We start from the raw sequence: 17,389 nt of genomic DNA on the forward strand, positions 1-17,389 counted from the left end.
TTAAACTGATTTATCGACTGTCGCACCTGGTTCTGGTGCTGCTTCACCCATATCAGGTTCATCTGGAACAATAGCAATTTTTGGTCCGCCCTTAGACACACCAACCATCGCAGGGCGCAACATACGTTCGCCAATTTTATAGCCAGCCTGCATCACCTGAACCACTGTCCCATTAACAATTTCAGTATTAGGCACTTCAAACATAGCTTGATGGAAATTTGGATCAAACTTTTCACCTTCAGGCTCAAGCTTCAGAACACCGTTTTTGCTTAATTGATTTTGCAGGTCCCGATCCGTCATCTCAACACCCTCAAGAAGGGTTTTCAATACATCATCAGCATCAGCACGCGCGTCCTCGGGAATAGCCTGTATAGCGCGCACAAGATTGTCACTGACACTCAAGATATCTCTAGCAAAATTTGCCACAGCATATTGGCGCGCATCTTTTACTTCGCGCTCTGTGCGGCGACGCAGATTTTCCATATCAGCAAGAACAGACATTACCTTGTTCTTGAGCTCTGTGTTTTCTTCATTTAACGCCAGTAATACTTCTGCGGGGTCGCGAGGTGGTTTTTCACGCTCATTTGCCTCATCTTCATAATCATCTTCATGATCATCATCGAGTTCCGCTGCTGGATCATCAAACAGCTCATCGGGATCACTTCCTGTGTGACTGTCTCGCTCGTCAGATTGTGATGTTATCTCTACAGACATGGATACCCCATATGATCAAAATTAGTGTTGTTGCGGATATTTGTGTTTTCTTTGCAAAAATCAAGCTTCTTTTGATCTTTCTTCTGCTTTAGAGCCAACTAAAGCCGTCTCAAGCTAACTGTATCAACAAGATGGTTCATCCCTTTGTGAAGAATGAGGTTGGCGCGTGGTCGCGTTGGCCTAATATTCTCGCGTAGATTCACTCGATTTATTGTGTTCCAAAGACGCAAACCCATCGTTTCTGCCTCATCTTTATCCATTTTAGAAACATGATGAAAATACGACGTTTCATTTTGAAAGTATGTGTCACGCAATTTCATAAAACGCTCTAAATACCACTGGGAGATCATCTCTTCATCTGCGTCTATATAGATGGAAAAATCAAAATAGTCCGAAACAAAAGGGACCGCTGCGCCATCCTTTGGCAATGCACGGGTTTGAAGTACATTGAGGCCTTCAAGGATGAGAATGTCTGGCTTTTCAACAGCGATTGTTTCATTCGGAATAACGTCATAGGTGAAATGGGAATAAACGGGCGCCTCGACGCTAGGTTTGCCAGTTTTTATATCTGATAAAAAGCGCAATAAAAGCGGCAAATCATAGCTTTCCGGAAATCCTTTGCGGTGCATTAATTTCTCAGCTTCCAGCACCCGATTGCTTAGAAGAAAACCATCAGTGGTGATCAAATCTACTTTGGGTGAGCTCGGCCACCTAGACAAAAGTGCCTGAAGTATGCGCGCTGTTGTTGATTTGCCTACAGCAACCGATCCAGCAATGCCAATGACAAAGGGTGTTTTTTCAGCGACTTGCAAATTGAGGAACTTCATGCGCCGCTCATAAAGCGTTTTTGCTGCTTCCACGTGAAAAGACAAAAGCCGTGAGATTGGCATGTAAATTTGCTCAACCTCTTCCAATGAGATCGGATCATTTAACGATCGCAATCTTCTAAGGTCATGAAGAGAGAGCGGCAATGGTTGATCGGCGTGCAGTTTGGACCATGTCTCCTTGGTGAAAACACGGTGCGGCGTTATATTATCATCAACAGCTAAGTCCAAAGACAATCCAACTTTTTAATCACCCGTTTTGCGAGAGGCTTTTTCTTCTAAGCCCGTACGCGCTGTTCGATTTTCAAGCTCCTTCATAACATCATTAAGCGATATATCGGAAACCTTTAACAGCACAAGCAAATGATAGAGCACATCTGCAGCTTCTTTGGTGAGTTCTGGGCCATTTCCACTTACCGCAGCAATAACTGCCTCGGTCGCCTCTTCACCCAGTTTTTCCGCACATTTATTCACACCCTTAGAAATCAGGCTCGCCGTATAAGATGAACCATCAATGCTGGCCGCCCGGCTTTCAATAATTTCATTCAACTGTTCAAGGGTAAATTGTGTCATGAGTTATGATGTTTCTATTCGAATTTCAGTACTGCTTGTTAAGAACACTTTATGGAAGCTCGTCAAGTCGCATGTCTAGTCCCGCGCTGGCCATATGGCGCTTCACCTCGCCAATAGAAAAGGTGCCAAAATGAAAAACCGATGCGGCCAAAACAGCACTAGCGCCCCCTTCTCTCACACCATCAACAAAATCATCAAGCGTGCCAACACCGCCTGATGCCACCACCGGAATGGGGATGGCTGCTGAGACTGCCCGGGTGAGTGTATTGTCAAAACCCGACTTCGTTCCATCGCGATCCATGGAGGTGAGCAATATTTCCCCTGCCCCACGCGCCGCCATGTCTTTGGCAAATTCAACCGCATCAATGCCGGTAGTTTCGCGTCCGCCATGGGTGAATATTTCCCAACGATCAACCTCGCCCTCACCACTCACGCGCTTAGCGTCAATCGCAACCACGATACACTGGTTGCCAAACTTATGAGCTGCTTCATTCACAAAATCTCGATTTTTCACTGCTGCGGTATTGATAGACACTTTATCAGCGCCTGCGAGCAGTAGTTTGCGGATATCATCCACTTTGCGTACACCGCCGCCCACAGTGAGCGGCATGAAACAATGTTCTGCTGTCTCACGCACCACATCAAAAATCGTCTCACGATTATCCGATGAGGCGGTGATATCAAGAAAGGTCAGCTCATCCGCTCCTGCAGCGTCATAAGCCTTTGCCGCTTCAACGGGATCACCCGCATCAATCAGATCAACGAAATTGACACCTTTGACAACGCGGCCGTCTTTTACATCAAGACAAGGGATGACGCGGGATTTAAGGGTCATGCAGCCTTTCCTTTTACAAGCGCCATAGCTTCTGCCGGATCAAGCCGCCCGTCATAAAGCGCACGCCCTGAAATAGCGCCTTCTAATTTGGCGCAATCAGGCTGCATCAGGCGTTTTACATCATCAATAGACGCCAAACCCCCTGAAGCAATCACGGGAATGGATACGGCTTCTGCAAGCGCAATCGTGGAGGGAAAGTTCAGTCCCTTTAGAATTCCATCGCGGTCAATATCTGTAAAAATCACCGCTGAGACACCTACATCTTCAAACTTTTTCGCTAAATCAATCGTGGTGAGTTCTGACGTTTCATCCCATCCTTCGACCGCTACATAGCCGCCTTTAGCATCAATGCCGACGGCCACTTGATCTGGAAACAAACGGCAGGCTTCTTTCACCAACTCAGGATTGCGCACGGCGACCGTGCCGAGGATCACCCGTTTGATGCCTTTATCAAGCCACGTCTCGATTTGCTTGAGATCACGAATACCGCCGCCCAATTGCACGGGGTTTGTCGTGCTCTTTAAAATAGAATCCACCGCATCGCCATTCACAGGCTTTCCAGCAAAGGCACCGTTGAGATCAACCACGTGCAACCATTCGAAACCTTGATCCTGAAAGGCCCTCGCCTGTGCCCCCGGATCATCATTGAACACAGTTGCCTGATCCATATCACCCAGTTTCAGGCGCACACATTGGCCATCTTTTAGGTCGATCGCGGGAAATATAATCATCGTCAGGCTGTCCATTTCAAAAAATTAGCAATCAAGGCCAGACCAAGGGTCTGGCTCTTTTCTGGGTGAAACTGTGTGCCCACCATATTGTCTTTTGCAACCATCGCAGTTATTGGGCCACTATAATCACAGCTGGCAAGTACTACGCCTTGATCATCTGGCATCATGTGGAAAGAATGCACAAAATAGGCATGCAACCCCTTTTCGCCGGTTTCAATATTGTCAAAAAGCGGATGGTTATTTTTCACATCAAGTGTATTCCAGCCCATATGCGGAACTTTGAGGTTTGGATCGCGCGGCTTAATTTCCAGCACGTCACCAGAAATCCAATCAAGGCCCTTGGTTGTTACCTTCTCAAGCCCGCGTGCCGCCATAAGCTGGTGCCCAACGCAGATGCCTAAAAACGGGCGCGCCTTTATGCGGACAGCCTCTTCCAAGGCGTCAATCATACCGTCAATATTATCCAGCCCCTGTTTACAATCAGCGAATGCACCAACACCAGGAAGAACAACACGATCAGCAACAGCCACTTCTTCAGGTTTATTTGTCAGAGAAATTTCAGCGTTTAAACCACTTTCGTCGGCGGCGCGTTCAAAGGCCTTGCTGGCTGAAGCAAGATTGCCTGAGCCATAATCAATGATAGCAACTTTCATGAGCGTGATCCAGCCGGTCGCGTTGGAAACCCACCAATGATCGGATGCGGTTTTTGAGAAGTATGGGGCACACGAATAGGCCTTTTTGGTTTTGTGGGCTGGATCGAGACAACATCTTCCATCGCGCTCTCATTCGCCCTCTTTGAGAAAAATCGCATTTCAGCTTCTTCCTCATCATTTGCAATAACAACACCCACTTCATGCCAACCAGAATTTTTCAGCTTTATTGCTTTCAAATTGGCGCCTTCAAAGCCGAGGTAAAGCCCAACCAGTGCATTTAAAAAAACCACAAGTGCAGGGTTTATTGTGTCCGCGATAAAAATGAAGGAAGTCATTAGCAGGATAAAAACCGCAAAACTTATCCAAAGACGATGCCATAACAACCAGACTGCGGGAAAAATCAATGCTGAGAACAAAAAACAATCTCGAATAAAGCGCACGTCTTCACCGGCTGCTCTCTCCTGTGGCAGCGCATGGGGAAGCTCGAAAACACGATAGCTGGCCATGTTTAAAAAGGGCCTTTGTTATTGCCGATAAGGTCACGCACTTGTCGCTAATTTTCAGCTAAAGTGCAAGATCAAAATCAACCGCCAAGCTTGCCTTTGGTTGTCGGCAAAGCATCCGCCGCACGCGGATCAACTGTGACCGCCGACCGTAAGGCACGCGCAACCGCCTTAAAGCAGGTTTCGGCAATGTGGTGATTGTTCTCACCATAAAGGTTTTCAATATGCAGCGTGATGCCCGCATTTTGAGCAAAGGCTAAGAAAAACTCACGGAAAAGCTCCGTGTCATAGTCACCGACTTTGTCACGGGTAAAGATAACTTTCCAAATAAGATAAGGGCGGCCGGAGACATCAACTGCCGCGCGCGTCAATGTTTCATCCATCGGTAAATCAATAGAGGCATAGCGCGTGATGCCTTTCATATCGCCCAAAGCTTGATTGAACGCCTGACCAAGCGCAATACCAACATCTTCTGAGGTGTGGTGCGCATCAATGTGTAAGTCTCCTTTGGCCCGCACTTTCACGTCCATCAAAGAGTGGCGAGAAAGCTGCTCAAGCATATGGTCGAAAAACCCAATCCCTGACTCAACATCATAAATGCCAGTTCCATCGAGGTTTATCTCAACGGAAATATCTGTTTCATTTGTGGTTCTTGTGACCTTCGCCTTACGCATGACCTTAATCCTAACAACTTTATCGAGCTGTCTTTATATCTAATTTTGATGAAGAGCGGTTTAACAGGCATTATCACAACACGCAAAATTTGCAAAAATGCTAGAGACCATTAAATAGAAGCAAGATTAACGCCTCTGCTTATTTCAGCGAGACCGCAGGAGAATACTAAATGCCAACAGATCCTCATCACGGCTTTGGGCCGGTACATGCGACAACAATTGTGATGATCAAAAAAGATGGCAAGGTTGTAATTGCTGGCGACGGGCAGGCCTCTATGGGTGATACCGTGGTTAAATCTAACTCCCGCAAGGTACGTCGCATCGGCAATGGCGATGTAATTGCAGGCTTTGCGGGCTCGACCGCCGATGCTTTCACGCTTTTGGAGCGGCTTGAGACCAAGCTTGAACAATATCCGCTGAATTTAATGCGCGCAGCCGTGGAATTGGCTAAAGACTGGCGCACAGATAAATATCTGCGCAATCTAGAAGCCCTGCTTTTAGTTGCTGACAAAGATATAAGCTTGATGATTTCAGGCGCTGGTGATGTTTTTGAACCCGAAGGCGGCATTGCTGCTATCGGTTCTGGTGGTAATTATGCCTTGGCAGCAGCCCGTGCCTTGGCTGATATGGAACTGAGCGCGGAAGAAATTGCTAGAAAATCCATGAAAATTGCATCTGATATTTGTGTTTACACTAATGAGAATCTTGTCGTGGAGACGTTGGATGTTAAATAACACCGACCTTGCCAATGCTGTGAACGATGGCATTCTTTCTTCTAGTCAGGCGGAACAGTTAAAAGCTTTTTCAAAGCGAACCCGCTCAAATGACGACAACCCACTGTTACAAGAATTTGAAACACGCGATGAGCCGTTCCGGTTGCTGCGCGGGTTTCGGGATATTTTCATTACCATTGGCGTTATATTTTTAAGCATCGGGGCAACAGCGATTGTTTTGTATTTTATTAAAGAACACATGAGTTCTTTCAATAATTTAGGTCGTAACGCTCCTTCAAGCTTTTTTAGCCTCCTAATTGGCAGTATTTTACTTCTCTTTTTAGGCATTACCCTTGCAGAAATAATCACCAGACGTCTGCGTCTGCCCTTAGCCAGCCTCTATTTAAGCATCATCACAGCAGCATGGTTTGGGGTGCTAGGGATTGGTCTTTTGGGGCTCACTGGTCTGCTCAAAAAGGTGCCAGATAATGATGTCATCAATATTGTCTCTATTGGTTTTTCATTAAGCGCCTTTATCGGCATCAGCTTCTTTTATCTGCGCTATCGTTTGCCCTTTATCATGCTTGTTATTGCCGCAACGCTTGCCGGATTCTTGGCAGCCCTTGTTAATGCTTTGTCACCTGAGTTTTTCGAAAACAATATTCGCTTTCTTATTGGTGCCCTCGGCTTTATTATTTTTCTAGCCGCCATGCATTTTGATATGCGTGATCGTCTTCGTATTACCCGCTTTTCCGAATGCGGTTTCTGGCTTCATCTTCTGGCAGCACCGATGATGATCCATGCTGCCTTGGCGAAAAATGAAGCCTTCGATCCAATCGTTATTTTCAGCGCTTTTGCTTTCATCACATTGGTTGCACTCATCATCGATCGGCGCGCGGTGCTTGTTTCGTCCCTCGCCTATCTTTCGATTGCATTTTATCAAATTATCACTGCACTCAATATTGATGACGACTTAAAATTTTATGTGCCTATGGGCATCATCGGTCTTTTGGTCGTATTGCTAGGGCTTGGTTGGTCCCCGATCCGCCGTTTTATCATATCGCTTATTCCCTTTACCGCCCTGATAGACCGCGTACCGCCGGTCTACGCAGGATCGATGCTTCCTGAATCTGATTTGAAGGCCTAATATCATGACTAATTTTACCCCCCGCGAAATCGTTTCTGAACTGGATCGCTATATTATTGGCCAGAAAGACGCTAAACGGGCTGTCGCCATTGCATTGCGCAACCGTTGGCGCCGACAGCAGCTTGAAGGCACCATGCGCGAAGAAGTGATGCCGAAAAATATTCTCATGATCGGCCCCACAGGTGTTGGCAAAACCGAGATTGCACGCCGCTTGGCAAAATTAGCAGGTGCGCCCTTCATAAAAGTTGAAGCCACAAAATTTACCGAAGTTGGCTATGTGGGCCGCGATGTAGAACAAATGATCCGTGATCTCGTGGAAGTCGGCATTGGTTTGACCCGCGAAAAGCGTCGCAAAGATGTTCAAGCAAAAGCGCACCAACAAGCCGAAGAACGTGTGCTTGATGCACTTGTGGGTGACACTGCCAGTCCGGCCACGCGCGACAGTTTCCGCAAAAAACTTCGCGAAGGGCAATTGGACGATAAGGAAATTGAAATCGAGGTAAGTGATAACAGCAGCGGTATGCCCAATATGGATATTCCAGGCATGCCCGGCGCCTCAATCGGCGTTATGAACCTCAATGATATGTTTGGTAAAGCTCTGGGTGGGCGTACAAAAACAAAAAAGCTGCCGGTAAAAGATTCATATGACCAGCTGATTAATGAAGAGTCTGACAAATTGCTTGATGATGATCAGGTGATCACTGAGGCTATGGAATCTGTCGAAAATAACGGCATTGTTTTTCTTGATGAGATTGACAAAATTGCGGTGCGCGATGGTGCGCGTGGGGGCGATGTTTCACGCGAAGGCGTACAGCGCGACCTTCTGCCTCTCGTCGAAGGCACAACGGTTTCGACAAAATATGGGCCCATCAAAACAGACCATATTTTATTCGTCGCCTCCGGTGCATTTCATGTATCCAAGCCATCAGATCTCTTGCCCGAGTTACAAGGGCGCCTGCCTATTCGAGTTGAATTATCCGCTCTTACAAAAGAAGATTTCGTCCGAATTTTAACAGAAACAGAAGCGAGCCTTATCAAGCAATCAGTTGCTTTAATGGGAACAGAAGAAGTAACGCTTACGTTCACGGAAGATGCAATAGACGCTATCGCCGATTTAGCTGTTTCTATTAATGCAAGTGTTGAAAATATCGGCGCGCGTCGCCTTCAGACCGTAATTGAACGCACCCTTGATGATATCAGCTTTACAGCAACAGATCGATCTGGCGAAGCAATCACTATTAATGCTGAGTTTGTTCACAATCAGATCGGTGATCTAGCCAAAAATGCCGATTTAAGTCGCTATATCCTCTAAGCAATAATCACTTAGATGTTGCTATGGCTCTGCTCAGAGAAATCAATAATTCATCAAGGGATTTTGAATCTAGCTTGCCAATATCCAGCGCTAACCGGTTGGCAAGCTCCGTTGCTTTTGGATCCATGCCGGCAGTATCAACAACAATACGAGGATCGGAGATTTCCGCTAGACGCTGCAATTCTTCTGCATCATCCCAAATTACATTAAAAAAAGAAATGATGCGTTGAACCATAGCCCATGTGGGCGTACCTCGTTTGCCATGCTCGAGGGCGGATAGATAGGCACTGGAAACTCCAACACCTTCAGACATGTCTTTTAATTTAACGCCTTTTGCTTTCCGCAATTGACGCAATTTACTACCAAATGGTGTCATTTAGTGGCCAGCCCAAAATATTAATAATTCAGTCGTCGTTCAATAATTTTTTTATGTGGCGAATATGTGGTGATCGATTAAAGATTTAACAACCTATTTTTATTTATTTTTTCTAATTCGGACATAATACGCTCCGTTACCACCATGATTAGGCGCAGCGATGTCGTAACCAATAACAAATTGTCTCATTTGTGGTTGAGATAGCCACTGCGGCACCTTACGACGCAAAACCCCCGGCGCTTCACGACCCATTTCATAATAGGTTGATTGATCTTCCTTAAGGGATTGAGCTCCTTTACCGGTGATCACCAGCACAGTTTTCCAACCAGAAGCCCGCGACCGCCCAATAAATGTCATCAATGCCTCATAGGCCTGCTGCTGGCTCATGCCATGTAAATCAATGCGCCCATCAATATTACGAAGGCCACGCGACAATCTCGATTTAGCCTTTCGATCCATATGCAGCACAGGTGGGAGTTCAGGTGGGGCTCGATGTATAGCTAATGATTTTGGCGCTACTGCTTTTTTAAGCGATTTATTTTTTTCAAATAGCCTTTTACTACCCTTGAATATTTCGGTATTTTTGATCGCGTTGGCAAAAAGATCCTCATCTGTGAAAAGCGCTGAATCAACTGAGCTTTTCTTGCGTGGCTTGACCGTGTCCGTCACTTTTTTCCAAAGATAACGGTCTTCAGATGTCATATTTTTAGGTGGTTTTTTAGCCATGATTTGACGCGCTCACTCAAATTGGCTGATGTTTTGGCCATAAAAGATAAAAGTCCGCCGCATGCTGAATAGCACCCGCTTCACGTTCCGCGTCTGGCCCACCACCAAAATATATATCCCCCCGTGCAGGACCAACAATGGCAGAGCCTGTGTCTTGAGCAATCATGAGGTGCTGAAAAGATTCATCTAATTCAGCATTAATAAAAATTGGCGTGCCAAAGGTGTGCAAAATTCTATCAACGGCAAGACTGCGGCGAGCGCTCAAGGGCACCCCACCCGCGCCAACCGGTCCATCCTCAGGGTTAAGCCCCATCACTTCAGAAAAAAAGATATAAGACCTATTATGCGACATGACCTCATTTTGTTGATCATCATGCTCCGTGAGCCATGATCGTATAGCCTCCATTGACATTTCTTCGCGCGAGATCTCATTTCGCTCAATCAGGAGGCGGCCAATCGGCGTGTAATCATGACCAGTTTTTGCGGCATAGGACACGCGCATGAAAGAATTATCTTCTAATCGGATACGGGCTGACCCTTGAATATGGATAAAAAAGGCATCAATCGGGCTTTCAAGGAAAACAAGTTCTAGTCCCTGACCATCCAGTCCACCATTCAAGATATCCCCACGGTCCATATAAGGCTCGATATGGCCGTCCTCACCTCGTTTGGCAAAGCGAATTTCTTTGTCCCAGTTTTCTGGTACAAATTCTTCTGCAACATCCACAACGCGCACAAGATCAAGAGGCCGTCTTAACAAGGGTGTGGAAAATCTCTCACTTTTCTGGCGAGATCCAAGAACTTCTGGCTCAAAATACCCTGTCACAAATCCACGCTCTAACGGCTCTGGATTATCATTGGGTTTGATTGCGCGCGGCACAAAATGGGTTTCAAAGAAAATCCGCGCTTCATCACCAAGTATCCCCTCATCAAGGTGAAAAAGCCAATCAGAAATATCACTTAACGCCTCACCGCTTATAGATAAGCCACGTGATTTAGGTGTTTTTTCAAGCATCACGCGCGCACTTTTTAAAAAAGCAGACAGCGCGGCTGCATGATCATCATCATCCCAGCCAGGCAATTGATTATAGTTTAAAATATCGCCCAGCATGAACGATGCATCCGATCTGGAAAATTAATCAGGAGTTTCAGTTGCAACAAGCCGCCAATTGGGGTCTTTGATCGCTGTATCACGCTCAAAGGTCCAAATATCCGTAACCTCATTAATCGCATTAGGATCACCATCAACAATGCGACCTTCTTCATCCATAATAGCCTGTATAAGCTCGCTTCTGAAGTCCACTTGAACGCGTGCCATTGATCCGATCAAATCTGCACTGACAATACTAGATTTGTTAATGCCAACAAAGGAGAAATCTATCGTTTCTTTGCCCTCTTCACGATCTTTTATCGCGCCTTCAAACCCTTCGAAAACATCACTAGATAAAAGACCTTCTAATGTGTTGCGATCACCGGCCGCAAATGCGGTTACAATATATTCATAAGCTGAGCGGGCGCCGTCCAAAAAACCATCTGGATCAAAATTAGAATCTACATCAACAATTTTTCGCAGCCCATCATTCAAAGCTGTTCCAGTTTCGGCCAACCGATCAATAACCGCCGTTACAGAATCATCTTCCTCAAGATGCGGATTCAATACCGCTCCTTTAGCACCATTGCGTTTAGGCATAGCAACAACATTATCCGCATCACCTTTTTCCAACTTACTTTCTTCTTTTGAAGAATAAGGATCAAAAGGTGGCCTCTCACTTCCTGTACGCTTTCCCAGAACACTTCGAAGCTGGAAAAACACCACAATACAAATGATAATAGCGATGATTGAATATATATCGAGGTTCATAAAATAGATTCTCTGGTTTTAAGGTTTCTGACTGATGTAAAATTATTCTTTGCTATATTATCAGCTGGCTGATTTACATCAATCAGATTGTTATCATCATTATATGCGCTGGTATTGTGTTGATTCAACGCCTAGATTGCATATCTATACATTTATGACATCTGCTTGTGAGTTAGCAAAGCATAAATTTTCACAACATTAGTCCATGGAGCCCTAATGCGCCTCGCATTTATACCATTTGCGTTATTAATCATTCCAATTATGGAAATTGCAGTTTTTATTGTTGTAGGAAACCAAATAGGGCTTTGGCCAACCCTCGGCATGATTGTCGTTACCGCTTTTTTGGGCACATTGCTTCTACGCCATCAAGGTTTTCAGCTTTTATCAGAGATTCGCACCAAAACAGATGCCGGTGAAATACCCGGCCGCGCTCTTGTGCATGGCGTTATGCTTCTTGTTGCAGGTATTCTTTTGCTAACACCAGGATTTGTCACCGATACATGCGGATTTTTATTATTTTTTCCGCCAATACGCGATACAATTTGGCGCTTTTTCAAGAATAATATGAATTTTGAAGTTTTGACGCCAAAGACACCCCATCAAGCAACAGGTGATGAAAGACGCGGCCCAACCATTGATCTTGATGCCACAGAATTTGGTCCAACGGACCCAAATTCGCCTTGGAATAAAAAATAGGTGTCTTGCAAAGCTTGTCTCTATTCAATGGCCGTGTTAGCACGACCGCGATTAAACCTATGGGGAATATTATGGCTAAGAAATCAACTAAGGCTACCAAGGCCGAAGAAAATGGCGCTACAAAAGAAGAATCTACGCAAGTCACTCTCAATACTTTAGCGCAGTACATCAAAGATCTTTCTTTTGAAAATCCGCGCGCGCCTATGTCCCTTCAAGGTCAGCAGCAACAGCCGGAAATTAACATTGCTATTAATGTAAATGCTTCCCCACTGGGTGAAACTGAATATGAAGTTGCACTTAAGATAGAAGCAAACGCGAAAGTACCGGATGGCATTTTATTCAATGTAGAGCTTTTGTATGCTGGTATTTTCCGCATTACTGGTGTGTCCGAAGAAAACGTGCATCCTGTTGTCTTGATCGAATGTCCTCGCCTGTTGTTCCCTTTTGCACGACAAATAATTGCTGAAGCGACGCGTGATGGAGGCTTCCCACCATTAATGGTTGATCCTGTTGATTTTACTGCCCTTTATCGTCAACGCTTGATGGAAGCACAAGAACAACAAGGCAAAGACGCTGCAAAAAAGAACTAATTAGTTTATTTATTTGTGGCTGCTATTTGCTGACCATATTTTATGCCATTGCGTATCTTCACCAAGGCTTTCAACGAAAGCTGTATGAGCTTCGATATCAGCTTCATTTAGGCGAGATGGCAATGGCGCAGGTCTTATTTTAGCAGCTTTACGCTTGCCTAATCGCGACGATTGTTCTGCGGCGCTTTCCATATTTAAATCTAGCCCGCGCTGTTTGCCGCCAAGCAGTTCGATATAAACATCTGCTAGAAGTTCTGCATCCAGCAATGCGCCGTGCTTTTCGCGTTTTGAATTATCAATATTGTAGCGTGAGCACAGAGCATCCAAACTATTTGGCCCCATTGGATGTTTCCGCCGTGCCAACATCAACGTGTCGACAACGCGGCTTGTTGGATAGGCGGGGTGCGACAATAGCGATAATTCGGCATTGACGAATTTCATATCGAAACTTGCATTATGCGCAACAAGCTGACTGTCATCGCCAATAAATTTCATAAAATCTTCGGCAATTTCAGCAAATTTTGGCTTATCGCTCAAAAATTCTGATGAAAGACCATGAACATCGAAAGCTGATTGCGGCATATCGCGCTCTGGATTGATATATACATGATAAATTTCACCCGTAAGCACCTGATTGACCATTTCAACACAGCCAATTTCCACAACGCGGTCGCCGGTTGATGGATCAAAGCCTGTCGTTTCTGTATCAAATATAATCTCGCGCATTGTTCACCCTCATCGATGTAAACTGGATTAAATTTTAGCGCGTTTTTCATCATAAAACTGCGCAAATTTTGAAAATTTGCATGTTATGCAGACTTTACCGTCTCGATAATTTGGACAACCGCTTCATGTGCCGCTTCCATGCCCAAGCTCGTATCAATGATAAAATCTGCACGTTCGCGTTTTTCTCCATCTTGCATTTGTCGGGACAGAATTTTTTCAAATTTTTCTAAAGTCATATCTGGGCGCGATAATACTCGCTCTCGCTGAATGGAAGCTGGGGCTGTTACCACAATGATTTTATCCACTCGCTCATCACCGCCCGTTTCAAATAAAAGCGGAATATCGAGTATAACTAGGCGAGTGTTTGCTTCTTTATGAGTTTTCAAAAATGCGTGCTCTTTTAACCGAACCGCTGGATGAACAATACTCTCCAATTTTTTCATGGCGGCGCTGTTTCCAACCACTTTTGCAGATAGCCGCTGTCTTTCTATTTTTCCTTCAATAATCACACCAGGAAAAGCTGCCTCAAGAACAGGCAAAAGCTCACCTTCATAAAGATCATGGACCGTTTGATCCGCATCATAAACCGGCACGCCACAAGCACGAAACATCTGGGCAGTCGTAGACTTTCCCATACCGATCGAACCTGTAAGGCCTAATATTATCATTGGGCTCGTCTCATATCTTTTAAAATAAGCTGCCTTAATTCATCATCGACAGTGGGGTAAACACCAAACCACCGCTCAAAACCAGGGGCTGCTTGGTGCAATAACATGCCAAGACCATCAACTGTTTTGACGCCTTTATCTTTTGCGCGCTTCAAAAGGGGTGTTTCGAGCGGCGTATATACAATATCTGTCACCAGACAATGAGGGCGGATTGTTTCAAGCGACAGAGTAAGCGGCGGGTTCTTTTCCATTCCAAGACTTGTCGTGTTGACGATAAGATCGCATTCACCCACTAATTTATCAGCATCCTTTAGCGCATGGGGCAATACTGCGCTGCCAAAATGAGCTTGCATCTCTTGTGCACGTGCAATGGTTCGATTTGCTACATGAATTTGCTGAAAGCCGCGCTGTATCAAGGCATAAATTATACCGCGCGCCGCACCACCAGCACCTAAAACCAATGCTATTTTGGCCGTTTTATCCCAACCAGTACAGCCGGCATCAAGATTGCCCAAAAACCCCAGCCAATCTGTATTTGTGCCATGAAGCTTACCGTCTTCAACCCAAATCGTATTCACGGCGCCTATTGCTTTAGCAGCGTCTTCCATAACGTCGAGGTAGGGAATAACCGCTTCTTTATGGGGGATTGTTATATTTGCACCGATGTAATCGCCTTTAGCAAAGTCCTTGAAAAAAAGTTCCGCCTTTTCTGGGGCCAGAGAAATAGCTTCATATGACCCGTGAATATTATGGGTTTTCAGCCAATAACCATGAATAAGAGGCGAACGAGAATGATTGATCGGCCATCCGATAACACCTGTTTTTATGGAACTTACCATTATATGTGCGCCCTAGTTTTGGGTTTATTTCTCAACAACACCCTTTTCGCGCAGGAAATCAAGCAGTGGCAAGAGTGGCAAGCCAAGAATGGTGAAATAATTACCATCCACTTTATCAAACAATTGAATGCCCATGCCCTCTAATTGATAGCAACCCACACTCGTCAGCACCTTGTCACCAACCGATGATAGATAACGCCCAACGAAGGCCGGTGAAAAGTCACGCATGGTTAGAGTAGCATTATCGCTATAACGAAAAAGAGTTTCCCCATTCCTTACACAGCAAACTGCAGCATGGAGAGTGTGAGGTTTTCCGCGCATTGCAAGAAGTTGCTTGCGAGCCTCTTCCATATTAGCTGGCTTGTGACCTCGATTAAGCACGCCATTTTTTTCAAAGCTCATCGTCTGGTCGGCACCAATGACATAAGCATCTGGATGCGCATTGCTTACATCAACAGCTTTTGCTTCAGCCAAGATATCAGCAATGTCTGCTGGACCAAAGCCCGAGTTGACAAGCGGAGCCTCAATAGCGCGCTCATCAATCTGTGCACTTTTCTTCAAAAAGGTAAGGCCCGCCTTTTCCAATAACATGGTTCTCACCATCGATTGCGACGCTAAAATAAGCTGTGCCATAGTAGTGTAATCCGCCAATTTAAGGAGCTAAATAGAAAACTAAACCAAAGATATCGCTGATAATTGGTACAATTACAAATAGGCAATCATTTTTTTCGATTACCCTAATATTTCACCGTTGGCTGTGGGCTAAATGTTTATAAACTTTCCCTCTGAAAAGGGGCGATTAAAACACACCCAATACATTAAGATTTGGTTAACAGGTTTGTCCGCTGTGGATTATTATTGCCAACAGGTTATTCTATGGGGAAAATTTATTGTTCTTAATTTTACTGTATTTTTCTTGATAGTTATACACAACACAATATCAGATAAGCTACTGTATTAATTGAATTAAATCATATTATTTCGGATATAATAGAATAAGAATTTTTCATAAACTATACGATTTAACTTAGCCCATTCGTTGATAGTGTTTGTGGAAGAGATTGAATTACCACTATCAACGCCAATAGTAATAATAGTCATATAAAAAGAATCTTTTTATTAGTTTCAATCTTAGAAAAACAAGTTGATAGTAGCGCAGTGAAATGAATCAAATTTATAAATTATCTCGGTATCTAATATGAAAATAATTCTGAAATCTCTCAAAGGTGAATCATCCTTTCCACCTCCTATTTGGATGATGAGGCAGGCTGGGAGATATTTACCGGAGTATAAAAAAGTAAGGAAAGACGCTGGAAGCTTTCTGGATCTTTGCTATTCACCTGAACTGGCTGTTGAAGTGACGATGCAGCCTATTCGACGTTTTGATTTTGATGCAGCAATTCTATTCTCTGATATATTAGTTATTCCTGATGCCTTAGGACAAAATGTTGATTTTCAAGAAGGCAAAGGCCCTGTTTTAGAACCTGTAGATGCAGAAAAAATCAAAACATTCAAAATCGATCATTTTCTTGAGCACCTTAAACCTGTTTTTGAGGCTGTTTCTGGTATTCGTTCTGAGCTTTCAGATGAAAAAACACTAATTGGTTTTTGTGGTGCACCATGGACAGTAGCAACTTATATGATTGCCGGTCATGGAACACCAGATCAAGCGCCTGCACGGGTGTTTTCAATGAAAGAACCCGAGGCTTTTCAACGTTTAATCGATATATTAGTTGAAGCATCGAGCCAATATTTGATTGAACAAGTAAAAGCTGGGGCTGACTGTCTTCAAATTTTTGATACTTGGTCTGGTGTATTAGGCGAGCAAGATTTCAAAGATTTCTGTGTTACGCCTGTTAAAAAAATTATAGCAGCGGTTAAAGCGCAATATCCTGATGTTAAAATTATAGGCTTCCCAAAAGGCGCGGGTGTAAAGACTGTATCTTATATCCAAGAAACAGGTGTTGATGCTATTGGCATTGATTGGACAACGCCTTTGGCTTTTATTCGCGATGAAATCCAACCTATTGCTTGTGTCCAGGGGAATCTGGATCCTTTATTATTGATTGGTGGTGGTAATAAACTGCGCGATCAAGTGCAGATGATTTGTGAAACTTTAAAAGGTGGTCCGCATATTTTTAATTTAGGTCATGGGATCACACCACCAACACCAATTGAAAATGTCGAACTGATGATAGAGACAGTACGTGCCTACAAATAGGTGAGGA

General features: G+C 44.5%; 22 protein-coding genes. 6 read left to right on the forward strand and 16 right to left on the reverse strand.

Annotation, left to right across the window (positions count from 1 at the left end; genetic code table 11):
* From grpE to hisB, 8 genes are all read right to left on the reverse strand, one after another.
* Nucleotides 1-714 (reverse strand): nucleotide exchange factor GrpE, encoded by a 714-nt coding sequence (gene grpE / locus ABJ081_03045; GenBank protein MEP6355635.1) that lies wholly within the window; start codon nucleotides 712-714, stop codon nucleotides 1-3.
* Between the two features lie 98 nt (nucleotides 715-812).
* Nucleotides 813-1,769, reverse strand: coding sequence for a type I pantothenate kinase (gene coaA / locus ABJ081_03050; GenBank protein ID MEP6355636.1), 957 nt, complete (start codon nucleotides 1,767-1,769; stop codon nucleotides 813-815).
* Nucleotides 1,770-1,784: 15 nt separating this feature from the next.
* Entirely contained in the window at nucleotides 1,785-2,111 is a 327-nt protein-coding gene (locus ABJ081_03055; protein MEP6355637.1) for a phosphoribosyl-ATP diphosphatase, read from the reverse strand.
* Nucleotides 2,112-2,160: 49 nt separating this feature from the next.
* A complete protein-coding gene (hisF, locus tag ABJ081_03060; GenBank protein ID MEP6355638.1) occupies nucleotides 2,161-2,946 on the reverse strand; it encodes an imidazole glycerol phosphate synthase subunit HisF in 786 nt (261 codons plus the stop codon).
* Nucleotides 2,943-3,677, reverse strand: coding sequence for a 1-(5-phosphoribosyl)-5-[(5-phosphoribosylamino)methylideneamino]imidazole-4-carboxamide isomerase (gene hisA / locus ABJ081_03065; protein ID MEP6355639.1), 735 nt, complete (start codon nucleotides 3,675-3,677; stop codon nucleotides 2,943-2,945). The genes hisF and hisA overlap by 4 nt, the downstream gene beginning before the upstream one ends.
* Before the next feature lie 2 nt (nucleotides 3,678-3,679).
* A complete protein-coding gene (gene hisH / locus ABJ081_03070) occupies nucleotides 3,680-4,330 on the reverse strand; it encodes an imidazole glycerol phosphate synthase subunit HisH (protein ID MEP6355640.1) in 651 nt (216 codons plus the stop codon).
* Entirely contained in the window at nucleotides 4,327-4,836 is a 510-nt protein-coding gene (locus ABJ081_03075; GenBank protein ID MEP6355641.1) for a DUF2628 domain-containing protein, read from the reverse strand. Before ABJ081_03075 ends, hisH begins: the two co-directional genes overlap by 4 nt.
* Before the next feature lie 77 nt (nucleotides 4,837-4,913).
* Complete coding sequence (hisB, locus tag ABJ081_03080) at nucleotides 4,914-5,507, reverse strand: imidazoleglycerol-phosphate dehydratase HisB (GenBank protein ID MEP6355642.1); 594 nt, start codon at nucleotides 5,505-5,507, stop codon at nucleotides 4,914-4,916.
* Nucleotides 5,508-5,677: 170 nt separating this feature from the next.
* Between hisB and hslV the strand changes: the two genes are divergently transcribed.
* From hslV to hslU, 3 genes are read left to right on the forward strand one after another with little or no spacing between them, the layout of a single operon-like run.
* Nucleotides 5,678-6,241, forward strand: a complete 564-nt coding sequence (hslV, locus tag ABJ081_03085) for an ATP-dependent protease subunit HslV (GenBank protein ID MEP6355643.1) — start codon at nucleotides 5,678-5,680, stop codon at nucleotides 6,239-6,241.
* Nucleotides 6,231-7,367: a hypothetical protein gene (locus ABJ081_03090; protein ID MEP6355644.1), complete on the forward strand. Its 1,137-nt coding sequence runs from the start codon at nucleotides 6,231-6,233 to the stop codon at nucleotides 7,365-7,367. The genes hslV and ABJ081_03090 overlap by 11 nt, the downstream gene beginning before the upstream one ends.
* Nucleotides 7,368-7,371: 4 nt before the next feature.
* Entirely contained in the window at nucleotides 7,372-8,679 is a 1,308-nt protein-coding gene (hslU, locus tag ABJ081_03095) for an ATP-dependent protease ATPase subunit HslU (protein ID MEP6355645.1), read from the forward strand.
* Between the two features lie 7 nt (nucleotides 8,680-8,686).
* Here hslU and ABJ081_03100 read toward each other — a convergent pair whose 3' ends face one another.
* The 4 genes from ABJ081_03100 to ABJ081_03115 all read right to left on the reverse strand — a co-directional run bounded on the left by ABJ081_03100 (nucleotide 8,687) and on the right by ABJ081_03115 (nucleotide 11,642).
* Nucleotides 8,687-9,055: a helix-turn-helix transcriptional regulator gene (locus ABJ081_03100; protein MEP6355646.1), complete on the reverse strand. Its 369-nt coding sequence runs from the start codon at nucleotides 9,053-9,055 to the stop codon at nucleotides 8,687-8,689.
* A gap of 99 nt (nucleotides 9,056-9,154) precedes the next feature.
* Nucleotides 9,155-9,781, reverse strand: coding sequence for a Smr/MutS family protein (locus ABJ081_03105; GenBank protein ID MEP6355647.1), 627 nt, complete (start codon nucleotides 9,779-9,781; stop codon nucleotides 9,155-9,157).
* Nucleotides 9,782-9,797: 16 nt separating this feature from the next.
* Nucleotides 9,798-10,892, reverse strand: a complete 1,095-nt coding sequence (locus ABJ081_03110) for an MltA domain-containing protein (GenBank protein ID MEP6355648.1) — start codon at nucleotides 10,890-10,892, stop codon at nucleotides 9,798-9,800.
* 24 nt (nucleotides 10,893-10,916) lie between these two features.
* Nucleotides 10,917-11,642: a Tim44/TimA family putative adaptor protein gene (locus ABJ081_03115; GenBank protein ID MEP6355649.1), complete on the reverse strand. Its 726-nt coding sequence runs from the start codon at nucleotides 11,640-11,642 to the stop codon at nucleotides 10,917-10,919.
* Nucleotides 11,643-11,858: 216 nt separating this feature from the next.
* Between ABJ081_03115 and ABJ081_03120 the strand changes: the two genes are divergently transcribed.
* Both ABJ081_03120 and secB read left to right on the forward strand, forming a co-directional pair.
* Nucleotides 11,859-12,338: an FxsA family protein gene (locus ABJ081_03120; GenBank protein MEP6355650.1), complete on the forward strand. Its 480-nt coding sequence runs from the start codon at nucleotides 11,859-11,861 to the stop codon at nucleotides 12,336-12,338.
* Between the two features lie 71 nt (nucleotides 12,339-12,409).
* A complete protein-coding gene (gene secB / locus ABJ081_03125) occupies nucleotides 12,410-12,928 on the forward strand; it encodes a protein-export chaperone SecB (protein ID MEP6355651.1) in 519 nt (172 codons plus the stop codon).
* 9 nt (nucleotides 12,929-12,937) lie between these two features.
* Here the strand turns inward: secB and dnaQ are convergent, their stop codons facing one another.
* The 4 genes from dnaQ to ABJ081_03145 form a co-directional block, all read right to left on the reverse strand.
* On the reverse strand, nucleotides 12,938-13,654 hold the full coding sequence (gene dnaQ / locus ABJ081_03130) for a DNA polymerase III subunit epsilon (GenBank protein MEP6355652.1): 717 nt from the start codon (nucleotides 13,652-13,654) through the stop codon (nucleotides 12,938-12,940).
* Nucleotides 13,655-13,737: 83 nt separating this feature from the next.
* Nucleotides 13,738-14,322 carry a dephospho-CoA kinase gene (gene coaE / locus ABJ081_03135; protein MEP6355653.1) on the reverse strand — a complete coding sequence of 195 codons (585 nt, stop codon included), beginning with the start codon at nucleotides 14,320-14,322 and terminating at the stop codon, nucleotides 13,738-13,740.
* Nucleotides 14,319-15,161 carry a shikimate dehydrogenase gene (locus ABJ081_03140; protein ID MEP6355654.1) on the reverse strand — a complete coding sequence of 281 codons (843 nt, stop codon included), beginning with the start codon at nucleotides 15,159-15,161 and terminating at the stop codon, nucleotides 14,319-14,321. The genes coaE and ABJ081_03140 overlap by 4 nt, the downstream gene beginning before the upstream one ends.
* A 24-nt stretch (nucleotides 15,162-15,185) precedes the next feature.
* Nucleotides 15,186-15,794 (reverse strand): Maf family protein, encoded by a 609-nt coding sequence (locus ABJ081_03145; protein ID MEP6355655.1) that lies wholly within the window; start codon nucleotides 15,792-15,794, stop codon nucleotides 15,186-15,188.
* Nucleotides 15,795-16,359: 565 nt separating this feature from the next.
* Between ABJ081_03145 and hemE the strand changes: the two genes are divergently transcribed.
* Nucleotides 16,360-17,382 carry a uroporphyrinogen decarboxylase gene (gene hemE / locus ABJ081_03150; protein MEP6355656.1) on the forward strand — a complete coding sequence of 341 codons (1,023 nt, stop codon included), beginning with the start codon at nucleotides 16,360-16,362 and terminating at the stop codon, nucleotides 17,380-17,382.
* The last annotated feature ends 7 nt before the right edge of the window (nucleotides 17,383-17,389 follow it).

This window comes from Hyphomicrobiales bacterium, from assembly GCA_039989895.1.
Taxonomy (GTDB): Bacteria; Pseudomonadota; Alphaproteobacteria; order Rhizobiales; family JACESI01; genus JACESI01.